At 68.1% G+C, this 23120-nt stretch carries 20 protein-coding genes; 6 read left to right on the plus strand and 14 right to left on the minus strand.

What is annotated here, in order from left to right:
• Positions 1-6 precede the first annotated feature (6 nt).
• Complete coding sequence (locus ABZS29_RS08475; RefSeq protein ID WP_355459803.1) at positions 7-1158, plus strand: pyridoxal phosphate-dependent aminotransferase; 1152 nt, start codon at positions 7-9, stop codon at positions 1156-1158.
• A gap of 115 nt (positions 1159-1273) precedes the next feature.
• Here ABZS29_RS08475 and ABZS29_RS08480 read toward each other — a convergent pair whose 3' ends face one another.
• The gene (locus ABZS29_RS08480; protein ID WP_355459805.1) at positions 1274-1936 is read right to left on the minus strand and encodes a hypothetical protein; all 663 of its coding nucleotides are present in this window, start codon (positions 1934-1936) and stop codon (positions 1274-1276) included.
• Positions 1937-2059: 123 nt separating this feature from the next.
• Between ABZS29_RS08480 and ABZS29_RS08485 the strand changes: the two genes are divergently transcribed.
• Entirely contained in the window at positions 2060-2659 is a 600-nt protein-coding gene (locus tag ABZS29_RS08485; protein ID WP_355459807.1) for a nuclear transport factor 2 family protein, read from the plus strand.
• A 4-nt stretch (positions 2660-2663) separates the two neighbouring features.
• On the opposite strand, the gene ABZS29_RS08490 is transcribed toward ABZS29_RS08485, so the two are convergent.
• Genes ABZS29_RS08490 through clpB form a run of 3 tightly spaced genes read right to left on the minus strand, consistent with a single transcriptional unit; the run spans position 2664 to position 5998 of the window.
• Complete coding sequence (locus tag ABZS29_RS08490) at positions 2664-3014, minus strand: ArsC/Spx/MgsR family protein (protein ID WP_355459809.1); 351 nt, start codon at positions 3012-3014, stop codon at positions 2664-2666.
• Positions 3014-3409: a hypothetical protein gene (locus ABZS29_RS08495; protein WP_355459810.1), complete on the minus strand. Its 396-nt coding sequence runs from the start codon at positions 3407-3409 to the stop codon at positions 3014-3016. The genes ABZS29_RS08490 and ABZS29_RS08495 overlap by 1 nt, the downstream gene beginning before the upstream one ends.
• A 9-nt stretch (positions 3410-3418) precedes the next feature.
• A complete protein-coding gene (gene clpB, locus ABZS29_RS08500) occupies positions 3419-5998 on the minus strand; it encodes an ATP-dependent chaperone ClpB (RefSeq protein ID WP_355459812.1) in 2580 nt (859 codons plus the stop codon).
• 228 nt (positions 5999-6226) lie between these two features.
• Between clpB and ABZS29_RS08505 the strand changes: the two genes are divergently transcribed.
• A complete protein-coding gene (locus tag ABZS29_RS08505; protein WP_355459814.1) occupies positions 6227-9850 on the plus strand; it encodes a S8 family serine peptidase in 3624 nt (1207 codons plus the stop codon).
• Positions 9851-9866: 16 nt separating this feature from the next.
• Here ABZS29_RS08505 and ABZS29_RS08510 read toward each other — a convergent pair whose 3' ends face one another.
• Positions 9867-10232 (minus strand): helix-turn-helix domain-containing protein, encoded by a 366-nt coding sequence (locus tag ABZS29_RS08510; RefSeq protein WP_355459816.1) that lies wholly within the window; start codon positions 10230-10232, stop codon positions 9867-9869.
• A 95-nt stretch (positions 10233-10327) separates the two neighbouring features.
• Here ABZS29_RS08510 and ABZS29_RS08515 point away from each other — a divergent pair, with 95 nt between their 5' ends.
• Entirely contained in the window at positions 10328-10717 is a 390-nt protein-coding gene (locus ABZS29_RS08515) for a RidA family protein (RefSeq protein WP_355459818.1), read from the plus strand.
• Between the two features lies 1 nt (position 10718).
• Here ABZS29_RS08515 and ABZS29_RS08520 read toward each other — a convergent pair whose 3' ends face one another.
• From ABZS29_RS08520 to ABZS29_RS08530, 3 genes are all read right to left on the minus strand, one after another.
• The gene (locus ABZS29_RS08520) at positions 10719-11948 is read right to left on the minus strand and encodes a hypothetical protein (RefSeq protein ID WP_355459820.1); all 1230 of its coding nucleotides are present in this window, start codon (positions 11946-11948) and stop codon (positions 10719-10721) included.
• 91 nt (positions 11949-12039) lie between these two features.
• A complete protein-coding gene (locus ABZS29_RS08525) occupies positions 12040-12702 on the minus strand; it encodes a response regulator transcription factor (protein ID WP_355459822.1) in 663 nt (220 codons plus the stop codon).
• Positions 12699-14501 (minus strand): sensor histidine kinase, encoded by a 1803-nt coding sequence (locus ABZS29_RS08530; protein WP_355459824.1) that lies wholly within the window; start codon positions 14499-14501, stop codon positions 12699-12701. The genes ABZS29_RS08525 and ABZS29_RS08530 overlap by 4 nt, the downstream gene beginning before the upstream one ends.
• Before the next feature lie 143 nt (positions 14502-14644).
• Between ABZS29_RS08530 and ABZS29_RS08535 the strand changes: the two genes are divergently transcribed.
• Positions 14645-16978, plus strand: a complete 2334-nt coding sequence (locus tag ABZS29_RS08535; RefSeq protein ID WP_355459826.1) for a glycosyltransferase 87 family protein — start codon at positions 14645-14647, stop codon at positions 16976-16978.
• Here ABZS29_RS08535 and ABZS29_RS08540 read toward each other — a convergent pair.
• From ABZS29_RS08540 to dnaK, 5 genes are all read right to left on the minus strand, one after another.
• Positions 16945-17481, minus strand: a complete 537-nt coding sequence (locus ABZS29_RS08540; RefSeq protein ID WP_355459828.1) for a GNAT family N-acetyltransferase — start codon at positions 17479-17481, stop codon at positions 16945-16947. The two genes, ABZS29_RS08535 and ABZS29_RS08540, sit on opposite strands and share 34 nt — an antisense overlap.
• A gap of 216 nt (positions 17482-17697) precedes the next feature.
• Complete coding sequence (locus tag ABZS29_RS08545; protein WP_355459830.1) at positions 17698-18153, minus strand: helix-turn-helix transcriptional regulator; 456 nt, start codon at positions 18151-18153, stop codon at positions 17698-17700.
• Complete coding sequence (gene dnaJ, locus ABZS29_RS08550; protein ID WP_355459832.1) at positions 18153-19334, minus strand: molecular chaperone DnaJ; 1182 nt, start codon at positions 19332-19334, stop codon at positions 18153-18155. The genes ABZS29_RS08545 and dnaJ overlap by 1 nt, the downstream gene beginning before the upstream one ends.
• 21 nt (positions 19335-19355) lie before the next feature.
• Positions 19356-20015 (minus strand): nucleotide exchange factor GrpE, encoded by a 660-nt coding sequence (gene grpE, locus ABZS29_RS08555; RefSeq protein ID WP_355459834.1) that lies wholly within the window; start codon positions 20013-20015, stop codon positions 19356-19358.
• Entirely contained in the window at positions 20012-21877 is a 1866-nt protein-coding gene (gene dnaK / locus ABZS29_RS08560) for a molecular chaperone DnaK (RefSeq protein WP_355459836.1), read from the minus strand. The genes grpE and dnaK overlap by 4 nt, the downstream gene beginning before the upstream one ends.
• 216 nt (positions 21878-22093) lie before the next feature.
• Between dnaK and ABZS29_RS08565 the strand changes: the two genes are divergently transcribed.
• A complete protein-coding gene (locus tag ABZS29_RS08565) occupies positions 22094-22573 on the plus strand; it encodes a GNAT family N-acetyltransferase (protein ID WP_355459838.1) in 480 nt (159 codons plus the stop codon).
• A 70-nt stretch (positions 22574-22643) separates the two neighbouring features.
• On the opposite strand, the gene ABZS29_RS08570 is transcribed toward ABZS29_RS08565, so the two are convergent.
• Complete coding sequence (locus ABZS29_RS08570) at positions 22644-23078, minus strand: phosphoribosyltransferase family protein (protein ID WP_355459840.1); 435 nt, start codon at positions 23076-23078, stop codon at positions 22644-22646.
• Between the last annotated feature and the right edge of the window lie 42 nt (positions 23079-23120).

Below are 23120 nucleotides of genomic sequence, written 5' to 3' on the forward strand. Positions count from 1 at the left end.
GGAGCCATGCGCGGACACGCTGAGCGGTTGAACGGACTGGGCACCACGATCTTCGCCGAGATGTCGGCCCTCGCGGTCGCGACCGGCTCGGTCAACCTCGGGCAGGGCTTCCCCGACACCGACGGTCCCGACTCTCTGCTCGAGGACGCGATCGCCGCGATCCGCGCCGGCGCCAACCAGTACCCGCCCGGCCGCGGCATCCCCGCGCTCCGGCAGGCGATCGTCGACCACCAGCAGCGGTTCTACAACCTGACCTACGACCCCGACACCGAGGTCCTGGTCACCACCGGCGCCACCGAGGCGATCGCCGCCGCCCTGCTCGCCTTCGTCGAGCCCGGTGACGAGGTGATCGCGCTCGAGCCCTACTACGACTCGTACGCCGCCGGCATCGCGTTCGCCGGTGGCCGGCGGGTTCCGGTCACGCTGCGCGCGCCGTCGTACCGGCTGGATCTGGACGAACTCCGCGCCGCCGTCACGCCGCGCACCAAGGTCCTGCTGATCAACACCCCGCATAACCCGACCGGCACGGTCCTCACCGATGTCGAGCTGCGCGGTATCCGCGACCTCGCCGTCGAACACGACCTCGTCGTCATCACCGACGAGGTCTACGAACACCTCGTGTACGACGACCACCGGCACATCCCGCTCGCGACGTACGACGGCATGGCCGGCCGCACCGTCTCGATCGGCAGCGCCGGCAAGACCTTCTCCGTCACCGGCTGGAAGATCGGCTGGGTCACCGGCTCCCCCGAGGTGGTCACCGCCGTCACCACCGCCAAACAGTTCCTCACCTACGTCTCCGGCTCCCCCTTCCAGCCGGCCGTCGCCAACGCCCTTGCCCTAGGCAACGACTACTTCGACACCCTCCGCGGCACCCTGGCGTCCCGCCGCGACCTCCTCGCCAACGGCCTGCAAGACCTGGGCTTCGAAGTCCACCGCCCCGCCGGCACCTACTTCATCACCACCGACATCCGCCCCCTCGGCCACACCGACAGCATCGACTTCTGCCGCCTCCTCCCCGAGCGCACCGGCGTAGTAGCCATCCCCACCCAAGTCTTCTACGACAACAAAGAAGCCGGCCGCCCCTTGGTCCGCTGGGCCTTCTGCAAAAAGGAAGAACTGCTCCAAGAGGCTTTGGTCCGCCTGCAGAAGCTCTAAGTCTCTTGCGAAGGCCGTCACGATCTGTGTAATACTGGTGTCAGCTCCCGGGCGCTGCCCGATGAGAAGTGAGGCTGGGAACCCCTCCGGAGGGTGGGACCCAGCCTTCGCGCTTTCACCGCACCACAATGTCGTGTCTCGTGAGGATCTCGTCGAGCGCCAGCATCCACCGGGGCTCGCCCAAGGTCGCAGCCGTCACCGCTCCGGCGATCGCATCGGGGATCCACAGCATTGGGTTATCCAGCGGGCGGGCGAAGCGCATGACGAGGCTGCCCGGGATCAGCCCCTTGGCACGCGCACTGTCGACCAGACGAATGTCACGCCGATCAGGTACCGGCGATCGAGATTCCATCAAGACGTCGCCGACCCCGAAGTCGGCCAGCTCCTGCAGCAATCGCTCCAGGCAGCAGCGCCGAGCACGCTCCTGCTTCGATCCAAGCATCGGCGCTCCGACAACTACCACCGCGGCGAGATCGATGCTCGCGATCAGCGTTGTGATCAGGTCGCGCCGCTTGGTCGGCTCGTTCGCCCAGTGCAATCGTCCCGCGCGCCCAACCGTGATCGCTCGTAATCTCTCCCCGATCGCCTGGCTCGCCGCCGGATCAGCGATCGCGGCCGCCATCGTGTAGGTGCCGGCCGTCTTGTCACGTCCGACCACGATCGACTCATCAACCCAAGCAGTCAGGGCGAAGTCAGCAGAATGCGAGCTAGGCATCCCCGAATTCTTCCGGAGCACGACAGTTGGTGATGCCGTTTGTCCACAGGTGTCGCGGGGCATCCAGGGGCATCCCGGGGCAGATCGTCGGGGACGCGTGCGGCTAGGGTTCGGCTCAATCGCGATGGCATCGCCGGGGAGGGGGGTGCCATCGCTTGCGAACCAACTGAGGACAAGGACAGAGATATGAGGACTCGTGCCCTCCCAGCCGCTCTCCTGATCGGCAGCCTGGTCGTGGCTGCGGGCGTTGTTCAGGTGACGACGTCGCGCCATGCGGATGCCCAGAGCCAGGCAATCAAGCCTGGTGCGTACGACGTTGCCCAGCTCAACGATCTTGAGGCGATCAAGCAGCTCAAGGCGCGGTACTGCCGGTTGCTGGACACCAAGCAGTGGGGTGCCTGGCGCCAGGTGTTCACGGACGACTTCGTGAGCGACACTTCCGAAGCGGGCGGCAAGGTCGTCAAGGGTGGCGACGCGTTCGTCGCGTACGTGCGGCAGCAGATCGGTCAGCCGTCGCAGACCACCGTGCACCAGGTGCAGGCGCCCGAGATCACGTTGACCTCGGCCACTACCGCGAAGGGGATCTGGGCGCTCGAAGACACCGTCGACCTCACCCCCGCGGTCGGTATGCACGGAGCCGGGCACTACCACGAGACCTACGTGAAGATCGACGGCCAGTGGCGGATCAAGAGCTCGAAACTCACCCGGCTCCGTCAGGAGATCATCACGCCTGCCACAAGCATCCCCGACCTGAAGAAGGCACTGGCGAAGGCCAAGCAGGGCTGACCGCTCAGCTGAGGAAGCGGGAGAGCGTCTCCGGGTCACGGGCGATGGCGGTGGTTTCGTCGTCGGCCGTGACGATGGGGCGCTGGATGAGGATCGGATGCGCAACCATGGCGGCGATCCAGTCGGCGCGGTGGGCGTCGTCGCGAGGTAGGTCGCGCACGGCCTCAGCCTCGGGTTCGTTGTGGCGGACCACGTGCCACGGGTCGAGGTTGAGACGAACCAGTACGGCGTCCAGCTCGGCGGCCGTCGGTGGGTCGTCGAGGTAGCGCCGGACGGTGTACTCCACGCCGGCCTCGTCGAGGGCCTTGGTCGCGGCCTGGCATTTGGAGCAGGCGGGGTTGATCCAGGTTTCCATCAGCGGTGGAACCAAGCCTTCGTCGACGGGTGGAGCATGAGGAAGAGCAGCCCTGCGTGCAGGACGAGACCGAGCAGGCCGGTGGGGATACTCAGCAGACCGCCGACGATACCCAGGGCCGCGACCGCGATGATCAGGTACCGCGCCCAGGGCCGTCCGCTCCGCAGGAAGAGCGCGGGGACGATGTAGAGCGCGGCACCGACCCAGGCCAGGACGGCCACGACGGCGGACGAGCCCTTCGAACCGATGACGATCTCGGAGATCTGGTCACCGGCCGAGGTGAGCGCCATCAGGCCGAGCAGGAAGTAGAGAACGCCGAAGCCGAGTACTACGACGGTCGCCACGGTGACTTGCCGCGGTGGTCCGCTCTGTTCGTAGTACTCGGCCCCGATCACTCCTCGATCCTAGGCGGTGACCTCCAGCGCGTCCTTCGACTCGTTCAATGTCACGCGGACGGTGTCGCCGTCGCGGACGGTCCCGTTCAGCAGGCCGCGAGCGAGTTCGTCACCGATCGCCGACTGCACCAGGCGCCGCAACGGACGCGCGCCGTACACCGGGTCGTACCCAGTCAGCGCCAGCCACTCCAAGGCGCCTTCGTCCACCTCGAGCGTGATTCGGCGATCGGTCAGGCGACGCTGCAGCGCGCTGATCTGGAGCGCGACGATCTTGGTCAGCTCCTCGGTGCCGAGGGCGTCGAACAGCACGATCTCGTCGAGCCGGTTGATGAACTCCGGCTTGAACGACTGCCGCACCACGGCCATCACCTGGTCGCGCTTGACCTTGTCGTCGATGGTCAGGTCGGCCAGGTACGCCGAGCCGAGGTTGCTGGTCAGGATCAGGATCACGTTGCGGAAGTCGACCGTCCGGCCCTGACCGTCGGTGAGCCGGCCGTCGTCGAGGACCTGGAGCAGGATGTCGAAGACCTCCGGGTGCGCCTTCTCGACCTCGTCGAGCAGGATCACCGAGTACGGACGACGGCGTACCGCTTCGGTCAGCTGACCGCCCTCGTCGTAGCCGACGTAGCCCGGAGGGGCACCGACCAGCCGTGAGACGCTGTGCTTCTCGCTGTACTCCGACATGTCGATGCGAACCATCGACCGCTCGTCGTCGAACAGGAAGTCGGCCAGCGCCTTCGCCAGCTCGGTCTTACCGACACCCGTCGGACCGAGGAACAGGAACGAACCGGTCGGCCGGTCCGGGTCCGAGATGCCCGCCCGCGCCCGCCGTACGGCGTCGCTGACGGCCTTGACCGCCTCGCGCTGACCGATCAGGCGGCGGCCGAGCTCGTCCTCCATCCGGAGGAGCTTGCCGGTCTCACCCTCGAGCAGCCGGCCGGTCGGGATTCCGGTCCACATCGCGATCACCTCGGCGATCTCGGTGGGGCCGACCTCCTCGTTGACCATCGCCTCCGGGGCCTCGGCCGGCTCGGGCTGCGCGTCGGCGGCCTCGAGCTCCTTGGTCAGCTCAGGGATCTCGCCGTACAGGATCCGGGCCGCGGTTTCGAGGTCGCCGTCGCGCTGGGCCCGCTCGGCCTGGCCACGCAGCTCGTCGATCCGCTCCTTGATCTCACCGACCCGGTTCAGGCCGGACTTCTCCCGTTCCCAGCGTGCTTCGAGCGCGCGCAGCTCCTCCTCGCGGTCGGCGAGGTCGGCGCGCAGCCGCTCCAGCCGCTCCTGCGACGAGGCGTCGTCCTCGCGGGACAGCGCCAGCTCTTCCATCTTCAGCCGGTCGACCGTACGGCGCAGTGAGTCGATCTCGACCGGGGACGAGTCGATCTCCATCCGCAGCCGGGACGCCGCCTCGTCGACCAGGTCGATCGCCTTGTCGGGCAGCTGCCGACCGCTGATGTATCGGTTCGACAGCGTCGCGGCAGCAACCAGTGCGCTGTCGGAGATGGCGACCTTGTGGTGCGCCTCGTACCGCTCCTTCAGCCCCCGCAGGATCGCGATCGAGTCCTCGACCGAGGGCTCACCCACGAACACCTGCTGGAAGCGACGCTCCAGCGCCGGGTCCTTCTCGATCCGGGTCCGGTACTCGTCGAGCGTCGTGGCGCCGATCATCCGCAGCTCACCCCGCGCCAGCATCGGCTTCAGCATGTTGCCGGCGTCCATCGCGCCCTCGCCGGACGCACCGGCGCCGACCACGGTGTGCAGCTCGTCGATGAACGTGATGACCTGACCGTCGGACTCCTTGATCTCGGTCAGCACCGCCTTCAACCGCTCCTCGAACTCACCGCGGTACTTCGCGCCCGCGACCATCGCACCGAGGTCGAGGCTGATCAGCCGCCGGCCGCGCAGCGACTCGGGCACGTCACCGGCCACGATCCGCTGAGCCAGGCCCTCGACGACGGCGGTCTTGCCGACGCCGGGCTCACCGATCAGCACCGGGTTGTTCTTGGTACGGCGAGACAGCACCTGCACGACGCGCCGGATCTCGGAGTCACGCCCGATCACCGGGTCGAGCTTGCCGTCCCGAGCGCGCTCGGTCAGATCGACGCCGTACTTCTCCAGCGTCTTGGTCGTGCCCTCGGCCTCCGGCGACGTGATCCGCCGGTTGCCGCGCATCTGGTCGAACGCCTGCAGCAGCGCCTCCGGGGTGACCCCGAGCGCAGTCTTGGCAGGCCCGTCGACGGTCGCGAGCGCGATCAGCAGGTGCTCGGTGGAGACGTACTCGTCCCCGAGCCCGAGAGCCCGCTGCTCAGCCTGGTTCAGCACCTCGCCGGTCTTCGGTGACAGGCTCGGCGCCTGCACACTGCCGCCGCTCGCCTTCGGCAGCCGGGCGACCTGCTCGGTGACCCGGCCGCGGACGGCGTCCGCCGAGCCGCCGGCGGCCTCGAGCAGACCGATCGTGGTCCCCTCGGGCTGCGCGAACAGCGCGGACAGCAGGTGAATCGGTTCCACGGTCGGGTTGCCCGCCGCGGAGGTCTGACGGATGGCAACCGACAGCGTTTCGCGGGCCAGCGTCGTCAACCGCTGAACGTCCATGGAGTTCCAGCCTTTCAGTTCAAGCAAACACAGTCACTAGGTACAACCTAGCCAAACTTGAGTCCATTCCACTCAACTCTAGGGGATCTCTCCGGGACAACCCAGGGATGTGCTCCGAATTCCGGTCTAGTCTTGAACCTTTGGCGTCGTCGTTCCGTCAGGGCAGATGAGACATCCGCCCGCCTCTGGAGGAACACTTTGCAAACCCATCGCTGGCTAGCGCCCCTCGTGGGCCTGAGCCTGACGCTCGGCGGCGCCACCGCCGCCACGGCGTCTCCACCGCCCCGCCCCGCCCGGCCCGCCGCTTCGACGGTCACCCTGATCACCGGCGACCAGGTCCGGGTTACCACCTTCCCCGGCAACCGAGTCCAGACGTCGTTCATCCCCGGCGTCGGCAGTACGTCGGACTCCGCCCTCACCAGCACTGTGAACGGCCACACGTACGTCGTACCGACCGCCGCCGCGGCCGATGTCACCGCCGGCCGCCTCGACCGCACGCTGTTCGACGTCACCACCCTGATCGCCGAGGGCGCGACCGACAGCACCCCGGTGATCATCCGGTACGCCGGTGCCGCGCGCTCCAGCTTCGCCGGTACGACGGGAGCGCGGGTGCTCGCCAGTCTCGGCGCCCGCGCGACCCGGGTGGCGAAGGGCGAGGCGACCACCTTCTGGCGCTCCCTCACGCCCGACAAGACCGCCCGCGTCGCGACCGGCGTCACTCGGGTGACCCTCGATCGGAAGGTCAAGGCGAGTCTCGACCAGAGTGTGCCGCAGATCGGTGGTCCGGCCGCCTGGCAGCGCGGATTCACCGGTAAGGGCGTGAAGATCGCCGTACTGGACACGGGGATCGACCCGACGCACCCCGATGTCGCCGGCCGGATCGCGGCGGCCGAGGACTTCAGCAACTCCGGTGACGCGGTCGACCACAACGGGCACGGCACGCACGTCGCGAGCATCGCGGCCGGCAACGGCGCCGCGTCGCAGGGCAAGTACAAGGGCGTTGCCCCGGAAGCCACCTTGCTCAACGGCAAGGTGCTCGACAACGACGGCAACGGCTACGACTCCGGCATCATCGCCGGGATGGAGTGGGCCGCGGCCCAGGGCGCCGCGGTCGCCAACCTGAGCCTCGGCGGCGGTCCTAGCGATGGCACGGATCCGCTCTCCGAAGCCGTCAACCGGATCAGCAAGCAGAGCGGCGTACTGTTTGTCATTGCTGCAGGCAACTGCTTCATCCCCGCACCGGGCACCGTCAGCACGCCTGCCGCAGCGGACGAAGCTCTTGCTGTTGGCAACCTTCAGCGTGACGGCCGGCCGAACGCCGGCTCCTGCCACGGCCCGCGGAAGGGCGACGGCGCCCTGAAGCCGGAGCTGTCCGCACCGGGCACCGACATCGTCGCCGCCCGCGCCGCGGGAACCAGCCGCGGCGAGCCGGTCGACGAGAACTACACCACCCTCTCCGGTACGTCGATGGCCAGCCCACACGTCGCCGGTACGGCGGCCCTGGTGGCCCAGGCGCATCCGGACTGGAAGGCGGACGCGCTCAAGGCCCGCCTGATCTCGACCGCCGACCCGCAAGCCGGCAGCCCGCTGTCCGAACAAGGCGCCGGCCGAGTCGACGCCGACCAGGCCACAGTCACCGACGTGACCGTCGACACCGGCGAGCTCGAACTGGGCAGCCTGACCTGGCCCTACCCGCAGACCGATGTGGTCACCCGCGAGCTCACCTACCGCAACCCGACCGGCACGCCGGTCACCCTCAAGCTCGCCGTCGATGTGGAATCGACGCAGCTGAGCACCGACCAACTGGTCGTCCCGGCGAACGGCGACGCCAAGGTCACCGTCACGACCGACCGCGCGAAGAAGGGCCCCGGCAACTTCGCGGGCCGGATCACCGCCACCGCGGCCGGCGCCGACCCGCTCGTCACGACCATCGGCTGGTACGCCGAGCCGGAGGTCTACGAGCTCACCGTCACCGGCATCGCCCACGACGGCACCCCGGCCAACGCCGATCTCGCCGTCAACCGGCTGGACGGCCCGCAACCTGACCTCGGCGACTCGCACAGCGTGCCGATCGTCAACGGCACCGCGAAGGTCCGGCTCGCACCGGGCAAGTACGACGTCTCGTCGTTCCTCATCGCGTCCGCCGTCGACGGCGCGCCCGGCCGGTTCGACCTGGCGCTGTCGGACGAGTTCACGATCAGCAAGGCCACCGCTCTTACACTCGACGGGCGGCGGACACAGACGCTCGACCTCAATGCGCAGGGGCAGCCCAGTAACGCAGCACCCCGCGAAACGTCGATGACGCATCTGCGCGACGTACCGAACTGGCGGCGTACCGACTCGGCCAGTCAGACCGGTGCCCGGCGGATCTTCGCCGCGACCCGGACGCCGGTGAAGGCGACCGGCAGCGTCGAACTCGCGCTCGGCAAGCGGCTCGAGGAACCGCCGTACCAGGCTCAGATCGTCGGCGGGGCGTCCTTTACTGCGCTGGACTTCTACTTCGGGCCGCGGTTCACCGGACGGAAGGACCTGCAGGTCTTCGACGGCGGCACCGGAACTCCCGCCGAACTAACCGGTGCCAAAGGCAAGCTCGCGCTGATTCGCTGGGACCTTGGCCACTACAGCGGGGACCTGGCGGCAGCCGCCGAGAAGGCGGGCGCGGCCGCGGTCATGCTGTACGACCCGAGCAAGGCTGGTGACGGCGCCGTCTCCTCCTACTGGGTCTACGGCGAAACCGGCGATGTGAAGGTCCCGACGATGCGGATCTCCCGCATCAACGCCCAGCGCCTGCTGGCTCGCCCCACGACCGTCCGGGTCACCGGCCAGGCGAAGTCGCCGTACGTCTACGACCTGGCCGTGCCGTGGTCCGGCCAGCTCCCGGCCGACACCGAACTGACCGTCAGGCGCGACCAGCTCGCGACGGTCGACGAGACCTTCGGTACCCACACCGGCATCCCCACCGCCGAATCACGCACCGGCTTCACCCCGGCGGGCGCCGACCTGAACAGCTTCCTGCTCCCGTACTTCGCCCCGCCGGCCAAGCGAACGTCGTACGTGCTGGCGAATGATGTTTCCTGGACCGGCGGGATCGTCATCGACGGCGAAGAAGCCGACCCGAACATCCTGGGCGTCCCGCACCGCTACCAGCCCGGCGCGAAGACCGTCGAACGCTGGATGACCCCGATCATCAACAGCGGCCTACCCGACGCCGGCGTCGGCGAGATCTCGCAGGTCGGCCGCTACAACGGCGGGCTGAGCATGACGATCAGCACGCTCAGCCACGGTCCGAGCCAGTACTCGCCGTGGTGGTCGACGACTGGGTCGACTGAGATCACCGCCTATCGCAACGGCGAACAGATCTACTCCGACACCAGCGCACCGGGAGGCTTCGTCGAGGTGCCGCCCGAGGCTGCTGACTACCGCATCGACTTGAAGAACAGCCCGGATCCGACGCTGTTCCGGTACTCCAGCACGGTTGAGTCGCACTGGAAGTTCCGCTCGAAGGGCGGCGAGGAGGAGCAGATGCCCCTGGTGCTCGCTGACCTGGACCTGCCGCAAGCTGACGCCCACAGCCAGGTGCGAGTCGGTCAGCAGATCACGATCAGTCTCGGCCTCCGTCACCAGTTCGGCTCGGGCTCGACGGCGAAGTTCGCCAAGCCCAAGCTGGAGATCTCGTACGACGGCAACCGCTGGACCGCCCTGCCCGTCACCGGAACCGACGGCTCATACGCCGCCAAGGTGATCCATCCGGCCACCGCCGCCGGCCAGTCCCCCTCCCTACGCCTGACCGCAACCGATGCCGACGGCAACAGTCTCACCCAGCAAATCACCGCCGCCTACGGCCTGAAGTAGTCCGGACGGGCGGGGGTCAGCCGTCGAACGTGCGGCGGGCGGACTCGATGTGGTCGAAGTATTTGTGGGTCCACACGCACATGCTGTCGACGGTCGCTCGGAGACCCTGGCCCGCGTCAGTGAGGGTGTACTCGACTTTCGGGGGAACGACCGGGTACACCCTCCGCTCCACCAGGCCGTTGCGTTCCAGCATGCGGAGGTTCTGGGTGAGCATCTTGTGGCTGATGCCGTCGACGCGGTTGCGGAGGTCGCTGAAGCGGAGGGTGTCGTCGCCGAGGGTCTCGATGATCAGGAAGGCCCATTTGTTCGCGACGTCGGAGAAGATCTCGCGGGCCAGTGAGTCGGCACGGCCGAGGTCGGCCTGGTCGTCCTTGGTTCCCATCGGGTGCCCCAATCACCGAAAAGTGCGTTCTTCCGTTCCGCGCCATACTCTCCTACGGTTTCTGAGTAACCACAAGAGAGTATGAGAGGAACATCGTGGCAGTCACACTGATCAATCCCGCTGGTTTGCCGGAGATCGAGGTCTATCACCAGGTCGCGGTCGGGTCCGGGACGCGGCTGGTGTTCGCCGCCGGTCAGGTCGCGTGGAACGCCGTACCGGACTTGGCGGCGCAGGTCGAGGAGGCCTACCTGAACGTCGGTACGGCGCTCGCCGCGGCGGGCGGTTCGTTCGCCGATGTCACGCGGTTGACCGTGTACGCGGTCGACTGGACGCCGGAGAAGATGCCGGAGCTGCTCGACGGGATCGCCCGGGCGGCGGCCAAGCTCGGCGTCACCCCGACCGCGCCCGCGACGCTGATCGGGGTCGCCGCGCTCGACGTACCGGAGCACCTGGTCGAGGTCGAGGCCACCGCAGTGCTGGACTGAGTCAGCGCTGGTAGGCCCCTGAGTCCCAGGACGTCAGACCAGCAAGCGATTTGCCGGCCAGGTCCTCCGGGTACCCCGAGTTCTCGGCGCGGCCGATCGCCGGGCTGCCGGCCTTCAGCCGAAGGTCGGTCGCGCTGGTGTAAAGCGGATCCGCCTTGACCGACCGAGCACCAAGGGTGAACTGGTAGACCGCACCCTGGTAGACACCGCGGTCCTCATCAGCCGCGTCGGCGGGATTGTGCGTGTCGAAGGAGTCGTCGTAGCCGACCTTCTTGCCGACCTTCACGATGTTGTTCCGGAGCTTGAGAATCCCGGGGCCGCAGCCGGCGTCGCAGCTCCAGCCGTCGCCGTTCGGGAGGTTGACCGAGTTGTTGACCGCGAGCGTACGGCGGACCGGGCCGATGTGGCTGAGAGCCCCGCGAGTGATCAGGAAGGTGCCGGAGGGCTTCGTCGACGTGACCGAGTTGTAGGCGAAGACGTTGTCGTCGGCGGTGTGGCCGGACTCGTGGCCCAGTTCGGTGAAGGTGTCGTTGTCGGCGGTCTTGTTGTACTCGATGTGATTGCGGTCGCCGTTGAAGATCTCGACCGCGGCGCCGTCGTACCCGTAGTCGTGGCTGGTGTGGAAGCTGCCGCTGATGGTGTTGTGGCGGATCTTGTTGTCGTCGCCGTGCACCAGGACACCGAAGGCGCCGGAGTCGTCGTCGGGGAACCGGTCGTCGTCGACGCTCATCTTGCTGTTGTCGACGATCGTGCTCCACCGTACGTCGTTCCAGTCGGAGCCGTCGGTGATCGAGATGCCGGCGACGTTGTTGTCGGCCTGGACGGTGTCCAGCACGATGCTGTCGCCGAAGAGTTCGAACCCGGCCCAGTTGCAGCCGCTGGCGCGGAGGTCACCGATGAAGACGTCGTTGGCGGTGACGTTCACGCAGTTCAGGACCGGGCCGCCGATCTTCGGCAGCGCGCCGGAGCCGTAGGCGCCGATGGTGATCCCGTCCCGCGACACGTTCAGCGAGCCGGTCCAGGACGAGCCGCGCTTGAACATCACCTGCTGGCCGGGCAGGAAGGCGTAGCCGTTGACCTTGGCGAGGCTCTTCCAGGGCGTGGCGGCCGAGGTGCCGGAGGCGGCGTCGTTTCCGGCGACCGAGTCGATGTAGAAGGTGGTCGGAGGCTCCGCGGCGGGAGCCGTGAGAAGGGTTGCGGACAGGAGGAAGGAGGCGGCGAAGGTAGACACGTCTGCAAGCGTCCGGGCGACCGCTGACCGCGGTCAACGAGTCGCACTGGCCAGTTCTCACCGTTGTCCTGTTCTTACCAGTGGGCACCGTTCACCGCTGCCCCGCGGTCACCAGCCCCGCGTCGTAGGCCAGGATGACCGCCTGCACCCGATCCCGCAGCCCGAGCTTGGCCAGCATCCGGCTGACATGCGTCTTCACGGTGTGCTCGGTGAGGTGCAGCTCGTCCGCGACCTCGGCATTCGAGTTGCCCTTGGCAACCAACACCAGGACCTCGCGTTCCCGCGCCGTCAGTACGTCGATCCGCGCGGCGACCGCCGGATCCAGCCGGGTGTCGGCGAACCGGTCGATCAGCCGCCGAGTCACCGGAGGCGCCAGCAACGCGTCGCCGGCCGCGATCACCCGAACCGCGTTGATCAGCTCGTCACGCGAGGAACGCTTCAGCAGGAAGCCGCTCGCTCCGGCGCGCAGCGCGTCGTACACGTACTCGTCGAGGTCGAAGGTGGTCAGGATCAGCACCCGCGGCCCGCCGGCCAGCCGCCGGGTCGCCTCGATACCGTCCATCACCGGCATCCGGACATCCATCAGGACGACGGCCAGATCCAGGATCGCGGCCGCCTGCCGGATCGCGTCCGCGCCGTCCACCGCCTGCGCGACCACCTCGATATCGGGCTGGCCGTCCAGGATCATCGCGATCCCGTCCCGGACCAGGTCCTGGTCGTCGACCACCATCACCTTGATCGGGCGGTCGCTCATCGGTCACCGCCGACCGGCATCCACGCGTCCACGGTCGTGCCGGCGCCCGGCGTACTGCGGATGTCCAGCGTGCCGCCCTCGATCCGGACCCGCTCGCGCATCCCGGCCAGGCCGTGCCGGTTGCCACGGCGCGCCGCCGCGACGTCGAACCCGATCCCGTCGTCGGTCACCTCGACCCGCACTCCCGTCTCCTCGCTCCGCACCGCCACCCGGACTCCGGTCGCCTGCGCATGTTTCACCACGTTGGTGAGTGCCTCCTGCACCAGCCGGTACGCCGTCACCTGCTGCCCCTCCGGCGGAGTCTCAAGATCGCCTTGCAGGTCGAGCTCGACCGGCAACTGGTTGCCGGAGGCATCCGCGACCAACTGTGGCAGATCGGCGAGTCCAGGCTGTGGAGCCAACTGTGGATCGGCGATCCCGTCCGCGTCCCGCAACGTCGACAGCAACCGGTCCAGCTCGGTCAGTGCCCGCCGGCCCGCATCCCCGATCCGCTGGAACCCAGCCAGTACGTCGGCCTCCCCGCGCCGTACGAGATCTGGACCGGTCTCGGCCTGAATGACCATCAGGTTGACCGCGTGCGCGACCACGTCGTGCAGATCGCGGGCGATGGTCGCGCGCTCGGTGAGGATGACCTGCTCGGCCTCGAGCAGCTCAGCCGCCTGCTCCAGCTCGGCCTCACGCCGGGCCGCCTCACGGTTGCGCCGGTACTGCCGAACCGCGATCGCCGCGAGGACCGGCAACAGCAGGGCCAGCGAGAAGCTGATCGGCCAGACGTTCTGCGCGATGCTGTCGTAGGTGCGATTGTGCAGGACTCCGTTGTAGGTGTAGTCCCAGCCCATGATCTTGATCGACGGGAAGATCAGCTGCAGGTAGCTGACCCGCATCACCCGGGTAATCACCGGGAGCAGGGTCAGCACGGTGATTGCCAACGGCAACGTCCAGCGCAGGCTGCGCGACCGCTTCGGGCTGACAACCAGCCAGTAGAGGGCGAGGCCGAAGGCGCAGGACAGACTGATGTTCGGCTCGTACGACTGCCAGTTCGAGAGCAGCGACGCCACAGTCAGAACGAGAGCCGGGATCACCGGCCGACGCCGGAACACGAGGGTCAGTCCGGCGGCGGCGACGCCGTACGGCATCCACTGCGGCGCACTCCACCAAGCGTTGTCGAGCAGTCCCTGACCGATCTCGGCCATGATCAGCGCGGAGACGGTGAGCGCGATCAACAGATTGCGGATCCAGGCGTCTTGCGGGTCGCGCAGGAACGTCCGCAGTTCGGCCCACTGCTGCCTCGCCGGTACGACGTGAGTCCGGTGCCTGATCGCCAGGAACACGAGGGTCAGCAGCAGGAACACGACTGACAGCCACCAGGGCCACCACGGCCATCGGTTGAGCGGCGAGTCCTCCAAGTCGTAGCGGATCGACGTGATCGCGCTGGCGCGGGGCCGCAGATCCAGCAGGATCGGCAGCGCCAGAGACCCCGCCGCGACGCCGAGCGTCGTCCAAACCCCGCACCGACCGGCCAACGACCACAGCGCCAGCACGACCGCGCCGTACAGGAGCCAGACCGGCTGCCCGAGCAGACCGGCCAGATAGGCGCCGACGGCCAGTCCGGGCAGAGCGATCACCGGTTCGATCCGGCGGATCGCGATCAGCAGCGGAAAGACCAGCACGGCCATCCGCAGCTCCAGGTACTGGTGGAACTGGGGATCGGCGGCGGAGGGCAGCAGGCTGGCCAGGGCGACGACCGCGAGGGCGGCATCGACCCACAGCGCACGCCGTTCGGTCCAGAGGTCCTTCACGCTGCCATTCTGACGCGCGGGTGCCCCGCAGGCCGTCACTCTCAGGAGTGACACCCGGGCGTGGCGAGTCATCCCGACCGGCGACCACGGTCGGTACCTGGCGGCGATGTGGCGGCGGGGGTCGCGCCGGGATCGTCGAAAGCATGACGATCAGTCCCGTTCGCCCCGCCGTTGAAGGGGCTCCCGGCAACAGAATTGCCCGGCCTCCGATCCTCGTTCTGAGCCTGGCCGCCGCGGCGTTCGTGGCCCTGTGCGTGGCGATCTGGCCGCCTACCGACGACCCCTACGACCTCCAGGTGTACGTCGTCGCGGCGAAGGCCTTCTTGGCAGGACGGGACATCTACACCGCTCATGCGGGGGACCCGAGCCTGCTCGGGTTCACGTACCCGCCGTTCGCCGCCTTGCTCTTCTCGCCCTTGGGAGTGCTGAGCGCGGGCGTCGGCCGGTTCGTGATGAGCGCGCTCTCCGCCGTCTCGCTGCTCACGATCGGCTGGGTCACGCTGCGGGCGGTGCGGCCGCGCTGGTCGACGTACCGGGTCGTGGCAGCGGGAATCGGCCTGGCCGCCGCCGGGCTGGCGCTGGAGCCGGTCCGGATGACGTTCCACTACGGCCAGATCAACCTGATGCTGCTCGCGCTCCTGATGGTCGATCTGTTCGGGCACCTGCCGCGGCGCTTTCGGGGCGCGCTGATCGGCATCGCGACCGGGATCAAACTGACGCCGGGCATCTTCATCATCTACTTGCTGGTGACGCGCAGGTATCGCGAGGCGATCACAGCTTCGATGGCGACTGCCGCGACACTGCTGGTCGGTTTCATGGCGATGCCGAGCGCCACAGTGGACTTCTGGACCAAGTACATCTTGGATCCGACTCGCCCCGGCTCGAGCACCCTGGTGTCCAACCAGGCGTGGCGCGGGGTCATCGACCGGCTGTCCGGCGGTCCGCAGGGCCTCGGTCCGGTGTGGACGCTCGCAGTCGCCATCACCATGGTCCTCGGCTTCCTCACGGTACGGCGGGCCTACGACCGCGGGTATCGCGTGGAATCGATCCTGCTGACGGCGGCGATCGGACTGCTTGTCTCGCCGATCTCGTGGACGGCTCACTGGGTGTGGGCACTCCCGGCCTGCGCGCTGCTCTGGACGCGCGCCACGACGATGTGCCGTATCGCGCTGGCTGTACTGACGACTCTCACCTTCGGGATCGGCCTGCCGTGGCTGGCGCCGTACATGGATGACCGAGAGCTGCATCACCACGGCTTCCAGCTGTATCTCGGTAACTCCTATGCGATCTGCGCGGCTGTCCTGCTCGGTGCCGCCGCGTACGTGTTCTCGGGCCGCAGGTTGTTGGTGCTCGCAGCAACGATTCTGCCGGTGGTCTGCCTCCTGCGCTGGCACCCATGGAGTGCCCGGATGGACGACCTCGGGATCTACTACGCGGCCGCCCGTGGACTGGTGCACGGGCAGGACATCTACACCTCGCACCTCACCTACTACCCCGACATCGGGCTGGGCTTCACCTATCCGCCGTTCGCCGCGATGGTGTTCTCGCCGTTCGCGATCGGGCTGCCGTTCGCCCGCACGCTGATCACCCTCGCATCGGCAGTGGCGTTGCTGGTGATCGGCTGGGCGATCGCGAAGAAGCTGCGCTGGTCGCCGATGGCCGGCGTACTGTTCGCCTTTGCGGGCTTGCTGTTCGAGCCGGTGCAGTCGACCTTCCGGCTCGGTCAGATCAACGTCGTCCTGCTGGCCATGCTGATGGTGGATCTGCTCGGACTGATCCCGCGGCGCTACCGCGGCATCCTGGTCGGTGTTGCCACCGGCATCAAACTGACACCGGGCCTCTTCATCGTGTTCCTGCTGATCACCAAGCGGTACCGCGAGGCGCTGGTTGCGAGCGTCACAACGGCTCTCACCATGATCTTCGCGTTCCTGGTCGCACCGAACTCGACGATCGACTTCTGGACGAAGTACATCTTCGATCCAGGCCGAGTGGGTCCGCCGCACTACATCAGCAACCAGTCGATCCGTGGCGCGATCGTCCGGATCACCGAGAACTCACCCGTCTCCGGGCCACTGTGGTTGCTCCCAGCAATGATCGTCACCGTCGCCGGTCTGTCCGTCGCGCGCCGCCTGCACGAGCGCGGTCTGGGTTTCGAGGCAGTCGTGGTCACCGCGTTCACCGGCCTCGCGGTCTCGCCGATCTCGTGGACGAACCACTGGGTCTGGGCACTGCCCGCGGCCGCCCTCGCCTGGCATCACCGCGGCAAGCTGTTCTCCGCGCGTACGGCGTTCTCCGCCTTGTGGATCGCGGTGTTCCTGGCCGGGCTACCGCGCTGGCTGCCCTTCGGCGGCGACCGCGAATTCGACTACAGCGGCCCGCAAACGCTGGTCGCGGACTCGTACCTGCTCTGCGCTCTGGCCCTGATCACCTTCGGCCTGACCAGTCAGGCGGTGAACTCCGAGGCACGGACGCGATAGACCTGCAGATTGAGGTCGTAGTACTTGTCTGTCTCGCCGACCCACTCCATACCGAGCCGACGGGCAGCACCGATCGCGCGCTTGTTGTTGGGGCGCGCGACGGCGAACAGTTCGTCGACCTCGCCGGTCTTGAACGCCCAGTCCATCAACGCTTTGCTCGCCTCAGTGGCGAAGCCGTTGCCCCAGGCCGACGGCCGCAGCTGCCAGCCGATCTCGAGATCCTCCTCGTACGGCGGCAGCAGGCGGATCAGCAACCCGCCGATCACCTGGTTGTCCTCCCGACGGACAACGGCCCAGCGGCCGGCCGGAACGACGAAGTTCGGCTGCGCCTCGATCCAGGCGGTCAGGATCATCCTCATGGTCGTCACGTCGGTGACCTGGTCAATGGCCGGCGAGAGCCACGGTGCCACCTCGGGCGAACCGTAGATCTCCAGCGCGGCTTCGGCGTCGTCTTCGTGCCAGTCCCGGATCAACAGCCGGTCCGTCTGCAGGCTCAGCGTCACCTTGCCAGCGTACGTCGCTCCGCCAGCAGATCAGGAGAAGAAGCCGCAGGGTGGCCCGGAACTACGGACCACCCCGCGGGGGCCGAAGACACCCGGGGGAGGGTGCGACTCCGGCTGTGGAGACGTCGAGGGGGATCGACGGTCTCCACCGGATCCGGAGGCCCCGAGGGGTGGGGTTCGAGGACGCTCCGGTAGTTCAGTTGTCACGCTGGCGGATCAGCGCGATCCGAGCTCCAGCGGCTGGGTGCGGATCCAGCGCGTCGTGGTCTGCTGGCGGCCCATGGCGATCACGTCGCCGGCGGGACCGGCCGAGAAGACCCGGCTGGAGGTGCTGCGTTGAGAAACGCCGACACCGCGCTGGACCTCTGCCAGGAGCTGGTTCACCCGGGAACGCAGATCCTCTACTTCAGACTGTAGCGCGAGGATGTGCCGAATTCCCGCGAGGTTGACACCCTCCTCCTGCGACAGATGCTGCACGTACCGCAGGCGGGCGACGTCGTACGCCGAATAGCGGCGGCCGCGGCCGGACGCCCGGCTCGGCACCACGAGGCCGAGCCGGTCGTACTGCCGCAGGGTCTGCGGATGCATGCCGGCCAGCTGGGCCGCCACCGAGATCACGTAGATCGGGGTGCGGTCGTCCCAGGTCGGCACCTGGTTGAACGGGATGCCCATCACGCGCTCCCGAACAACCCAGCCCGCAGATCCGGCTGGTCCGCGGCCGAACTGAACTCCTGCAGCTTGGTGCGCTGCTCGTCGGTCAGCTCGTGCGGGACCTGGACCTCCAGGGTGAGCAGCAGGTCGCCCTTGCTGCCGTCCCGGCGGACCGAGCCCTTGCCCCGGACCCGGAGCTTGCTGCCGTTCGCCGTACCGGCCGGGATCCGGACCGTGACCGGCAACCCGTCCAGCGTCGGCACCTTGATCTCGGCGCCGAGGGCCGCCTCGGTGAAGCTCACCGGGACGTTCAGCGTCAGGTGCTCGCCCTGCCGGCCGAAGATCCGGTGCGGCGTGACGTGCACGGTGACGTAGAGGTCGCCCGCGGGGCCACCCCGCTCGCCGGCCGCGCCCTTGCCCTTGAGCCGGATCCGCTGGTTGTCCTGGACACCGGCCGGGATCCGGACCTGCATGGTCCGGCTCGACTGGCCGCGGCCGGAGCCGTGGCAGGTCTCGCACGGCTGGTCGACGACCAGACCGCGTCCCTTGCACTCGGTGCACGGCTCGGTCATGGCGAACACGCCGCCCTGGACCGAGGTCTGCATGCCCGTGCCTTCGCACTTCAGGCAGACCTTCGGCACCGTCCCGTACTTCGCTCCGGTACCGCGGCAGGTCTTGCACGGCTCGTCGCTGGTCATCCGCAGCGCGACGGTGACACCGTTCACGGCCTCGGCGAACTCGATCGTCGCCTCGGTCTCGATGTCCTGCCCGCGCCGCGGCCGCGCCGTCGTCGTACTGGTCGACGAACGGCCGCCACCGCCGAACATGCCGCCGAGGATGTCGCCCAGCCCACCACCGGCACCGGCCGCGCCACCGCTGCCGCCACGGTTGAACAGGTCGCCGACGTCGAAGTTGAACCCGCCGCCGCCCTGCTGACCACCGCCCGGCATCCGGAAGCCGCCGCTGCCGAACAGCCGCCGCGCCTCGTCGTACTCCTTGCGCTTCTTGGCGTCCCCGACGACGTCGTACGCCTCGGAGACCTCCTTGAACTTCGCCTCCGCGGAAGCGTCACCCTGATTGGAGTCCGGGTGGTACTTCCGCGCCAGCTTGCGATAGGACTTCTTGATCTCGTCCTGTTCGGCGGTCTTGGAGACGCCGAGAACCTTGTAGAAGTCCTTCTCGATCCAGTCCTTCGTGCTCATCCGGCGTCTCCCCTCCCGTCGTTACTCGGCGGATTTTTCCGCGTCGTCATCGGTTGTGCTCTCTGCCTTCGTGTCCGGCAGTTGCTCGGTCGGCTCCGAGACGGCCACCCGGGCCGCCCGCAGGATCCGCTCGCCGTGCCGGTAGCCCGGCTGCATCACCATGGTCGCGGTCGGGCCGTCGACCTCGTCGGAGTAGTTGTGCAACAGCGCCTCGTGGATCCGCGGGTCGAAAGCGTCCCCCGGCTCGCCGAACTTCTGCAGGCCGAGCTTCTCGGTGACCCGCTCCAGCGATTCCGCGACCGCCTTGAACGCGCCCTCGAGCTCACCCGCCTCGCGGGCCCGGCCGATGTCGTCCAGGATTCCGAGCAGCTCGGTCAGCACCGAGCCGATGACGAGCTCGCGGCTCGCCTCCCGGTCCCGGTCCACCCGGCGCTTGTAGTTCACGTACTCCGCCTGCAGTCGCTGCAGGTCCGCCGTACGCTCCGATAGCGCCTCGGTGAGCAGTGCCTCCTGAGCCGACGGACCGGTCAGCGACGACACGTCGTCCGGAACCTCCGCGGAAGTCCCCTCAGCTGACTCTGAAGACTCCCGCGGCTCTCCGGTCTCCGGGTCGATCCGGCGCTTGTCGCGGATGACGGGGTCACCGTCACCGAACTCGCTGCCTGAGGGTCGATCCGTCACTTGTCCTCCGCCTTCTTGTCCTGCGGCCGGTCCTCGTCCACGATCTCCGCGTCGACGACATCGTCGTCGTTGTTCGCGTCGGTGGCGCCATCGGCCGGCGCGCCGTCCTCGGAGCCACCCGCGGCCTGGGCGTTCGCGTACATCGCGGCGCCCATCTTCTGGCTGGACTGCCCGAGCTTCTCCGACGCCGCCTTGATCGCGTCGTCGTCGGTGCCCTCGAGCGCCTTCTTCAGCTCGGCCACGCCGTCCTTGACCTCGGTCTTCACGTCGTCCGGGATCTTGTCCTCGTTCTCGGACAGGAACTTCTCGGTCTGGTAGACCAAGCCCTCGGCCTGGTTGCGGGCCTCGACCGCCTCGCGGCGCTTGCGGTCCTCCTCGGCGTACTGCTCGGCGTCGCGGACCATCTGGTCGATGTCGGTCTTCGGCAGCGCGGAGCCACCGGTCACCGTCATCCGCTGCTCCTTGCCGGTGGCCAGGTCCTTGGCGTTGACGTGCACGATGCCGTTCGCGTCGATGTCGAAGGTGACCTCGATCTGCGGCACGTTGCGCGGCGCCGGCGGCAGGCCGGTCAGCTCGAAGTTGCCGAGCGACTTGTTGTCGCGGGCCATCTCGCGCTCACCCTGGTAGACCTGGATCATCACCGACGGCTGGTTGTCCTCGGCGGTGGTGAAGATCTCCGAACCCTTGGTCGGGATCGTCGTGTTCCGCTCGATGATCTTGGTGAAGACGCCGCCCTTGGTCTCGATACCGAGGCTCAGCGGGGTCACGTCGAGCAGCAGGACGTCCTTGACCTCACCCTTCAGCACACCGGCCTGCAGGGAGGCGCCGACGGCGACGACCTCGTCCGGGTTCACACCCTTGTTCGGGTCCTTGCCACCGGTCAGCTCCTTGACCAGCTCGGCCACGGCGGGCATCCGGGTGGAGCCACCGACGAGGATGACGTGGTCGACCTTCGACACGTCCACGCCGGCGTCCTTGATGACGGCCTTGAACGGCGCGCGGGCGCGCTCGAGCAGGTCGGCGGTGAGCTTCTGGAACTCGGCCCGGGAGAGCTTCTCCTCCAGATGCAGCGGGCCGGAGTCGGTCAGGCTCAGGTACGGCAGGTGGATGCTGGTCTCGGCGGCCGACGACAGCTCGATCTTGGCCTTCTCGGCGGCCTCGGTGAGCCGCTGCATGGCCATCTTGTCGCCGGACAGGTCGGTGCCGTTCTTGTTCTTGAACTGGGTCACCAGCCACTGCACGATCCGCGCGTCCCAGTCGTCACCACCGAGGTGGTTGTCACCGCTGGTCGCCTTCACCTCGAAGACGCCGTCGCCGATCTCCAGCAGCGACACGTCGAACGTGCCGCCACCGAGGTCGAAGACCAGGATGGTCTGCTCGGTGCCCTTGTCGAGACCGTAGGCCAGCGCCGCGGCGGTCGGCTCGTTGACGATCCGGTGCACCTTCAGGCCCGCGATCTCGCCGGCCTCCTTGGTCGCCTGGCGCTGCGCGTCGGAGAAGTAGGCCGGCACGGTGATGACCGCGTCCGTGACCTGCTCCCCGAGGTACGCCTCGGCGTCCCGCTTCAGCTTCTGCAGCACGAAGGCGCTGATCTGCTGCGGGTTGAACTTCTTCCCGTCGATGTCCACGCTCCAGTCCTCGCCCATGTGGCGCTTGACCGAGCGGATGGTGCGGTCGACGTTCGTGGTGGCCTGGCGCTTGGCCACCTCGCCGACCAGGACCTCGCCGTTCTTGGCGAAGGCCACGACCGAGGGCGTCGTACGCGCTCCCTCGGCGTTGGGGATGACGGTGGGCTCGCCACCTTCCAGTACGGCGATGACGGAGTTCGTCGTACCGAGATCGATACCGACCGCGCGGGCCATGCTGTTACCTCCACGAGTTGAGTGATACAGACTCAATGTTGCCGTTCGGTCGCTCGGTATTCAAATCCGTGACTGAACAAACTTGAGTTCACTTGACTCAACATTGCACACGCCCTGGGTCATTCCCAAGGGCGGTCGCCGATTTCGGGGTCGGTCCCGGGGTTCCACCAGGGTCACCCCTCCCGGGGAAGGCGTTTTCCGTGGGACGCTGACGCGGTGAAACTCCGCCCACTGGTCCCTGCCGATTACGCCTCGGTGCTCGCCCTCAACACCACCGCGGCCGGACTGGTCGACCCGCTCGGTCTCGACCGTCTCGACTGGCTCCGGCTGATCGCGGCCCACGCCGTGGTGGTCGAGGACGACGGCCGCCCGATCGGCTTCGTCCTCACCTTCACCCCGGGCTCGGCGTACGACGGGCTAGAGTTCGGCTGGTTCGCCTCGACGTACGGCGACCAGTTCCTGTTCGTCGACCGCATCGTCGTCGACGCCGAGCGCCGCCGCGAGGGCGTCGCCTCCACCGTCTACCGCGCCATCGAACGCGCCGCCAAACCCTTCACCCGGGTCGTCACCCGAGTCCGCTCCGACGACCCCGTCGGCCTCGGCTTCCACACCGCCCGCGGCTACAGCGAGGTGGCCACCCACCCGAGCCCCAACGGCGGCACGACGACTCTCCTCGCCAAGGACCTCCCCGCCTAGCCCAGCGGCCCGCCCCCCTCGGCTCGCCGCCGCTCGGCCTGCCGCCGTTGTGGGGCGGCAGGCCGCTCGCCTACAGCTGCCGCACGTCCAGCAGCGCCCTGAGCGGCAGATCGTGCCGCAACCGCGGATCCGTCAACCCGTCCACGATGCACGCCGCCCCGATCCACCGCGCCCCGCAGTCGGCCACCAGTTCCCGCGCGACCCGAGCGGTCATCCCGGTCTGCGCCCAGTCGTCCACCATCAGCACCCGATCCTCCGGCCGGACCAGCGCCCGCCGGAACCCGAACTCGAGCTGCCGATCGCGATAGTCCGGCCCCGCGATCCGCCGTACCCATCGATCGCTGTCCATCGCCTGCGCCTGGTTCTTCCGGATCTCCACGAACCCGACCCCGAGCGACATCGCCGTCACCGCCCCGACCAGCGACCCCCGCGACACCGGCCCCACGATCACCGTCGGCACCTCGCCGTACAGGTCGGCCAACGCCGGCCCGACATCCCGCAACAACCCGGCATCCCGCCACCACCCGGTGACATCAGCCGACCAACT

This window comes from Kribbella sp. NPDC005582, assembly GCF_040605415.1.
GTDB lineage: Bacteria > Actinomycetota > Actinomycetes > Propionibacteriales > Kribbellaceae > Kribbella.

Bases quoted from the DNA above. Each gene is read 5' to 3' on its own strand.
- dnaJ (WP_355459832.1), bottom strand. From the start codon at position 19,334: ATGAGCACGAAGGACTGGATCGAGAAGGACTTCTACAAGGTTCTCGGC.
- clpB (WP_355459812.1), bottom strand. From the start codon at position 5,998: ATGGACGTTCAGCGGTTGACGACGCTGGCCCGCGAAACGCTGTCGGTT.
- ABZS29_RS08480 (WP_355459805.1), bottom strand. From the start codon at position 1,936: ATGCCCCGCGACACCTGTGGACAAACGGCATCACCAACTGTCGTGCTC.
- ABZS29_RS08525 (WP_355459822.1), bottom strand. From the start codon at position 12,702: ATGAGCGACCGCCCGATCAAGGTGATGGTGGTCGACGACCAGGACCTG.
- ABZS29_RS08475 (WP_355459803.1), top strand. From the start codon at position 7: ATGCGCGGACACGCTGAGCGGTTGAACGGACTGGGCACCACGATCTTC.
- ABZS29_RS08485 (WP_355459807.1), top strand. From the start codon at position 2,060: ATGAGGACTCGTGCCCTCCCAGCCGCTCTCCTGATCGGCAGCCTGGTC.
- dnaK (WP_355459836.1), bottom strand. From the start codon at position 21,877: ATGGCCCGCGCGGTCGGTATCGATCTCGGTACGACGAACTCCGTCATC.
- ABZS29_RS08490 (WP_355459809.1), bottom strand. From the start codon at position 3,014: ATGGAAACCTGGATCAACCCCGCCTGCTCCAAATGCCAGGCCGCGACC.
- ABZS29_RS08545 (WP_355459830.1), bottom strand. From the start codon at position 18,153: ATGGGCATCCCGTTCAACCAGGTGCCGACCTGGGACGACCGCACCCCG.
- ABZS29_RS08535 (WP_355459826.1), top strand. From the start codon at position 14,645: ATGACGATCAGTCCCGTTCGCCCCGCCGTTGAAGGGGCTCCCGGCAAC.
- ABZS29_RS08510 (WP_355459816.1), bottom strand. From the start codon at position 10,232: ATGGGAACCAAGGACGACCAGGCCGACCTCGGCCGTGCCGACTCACTG.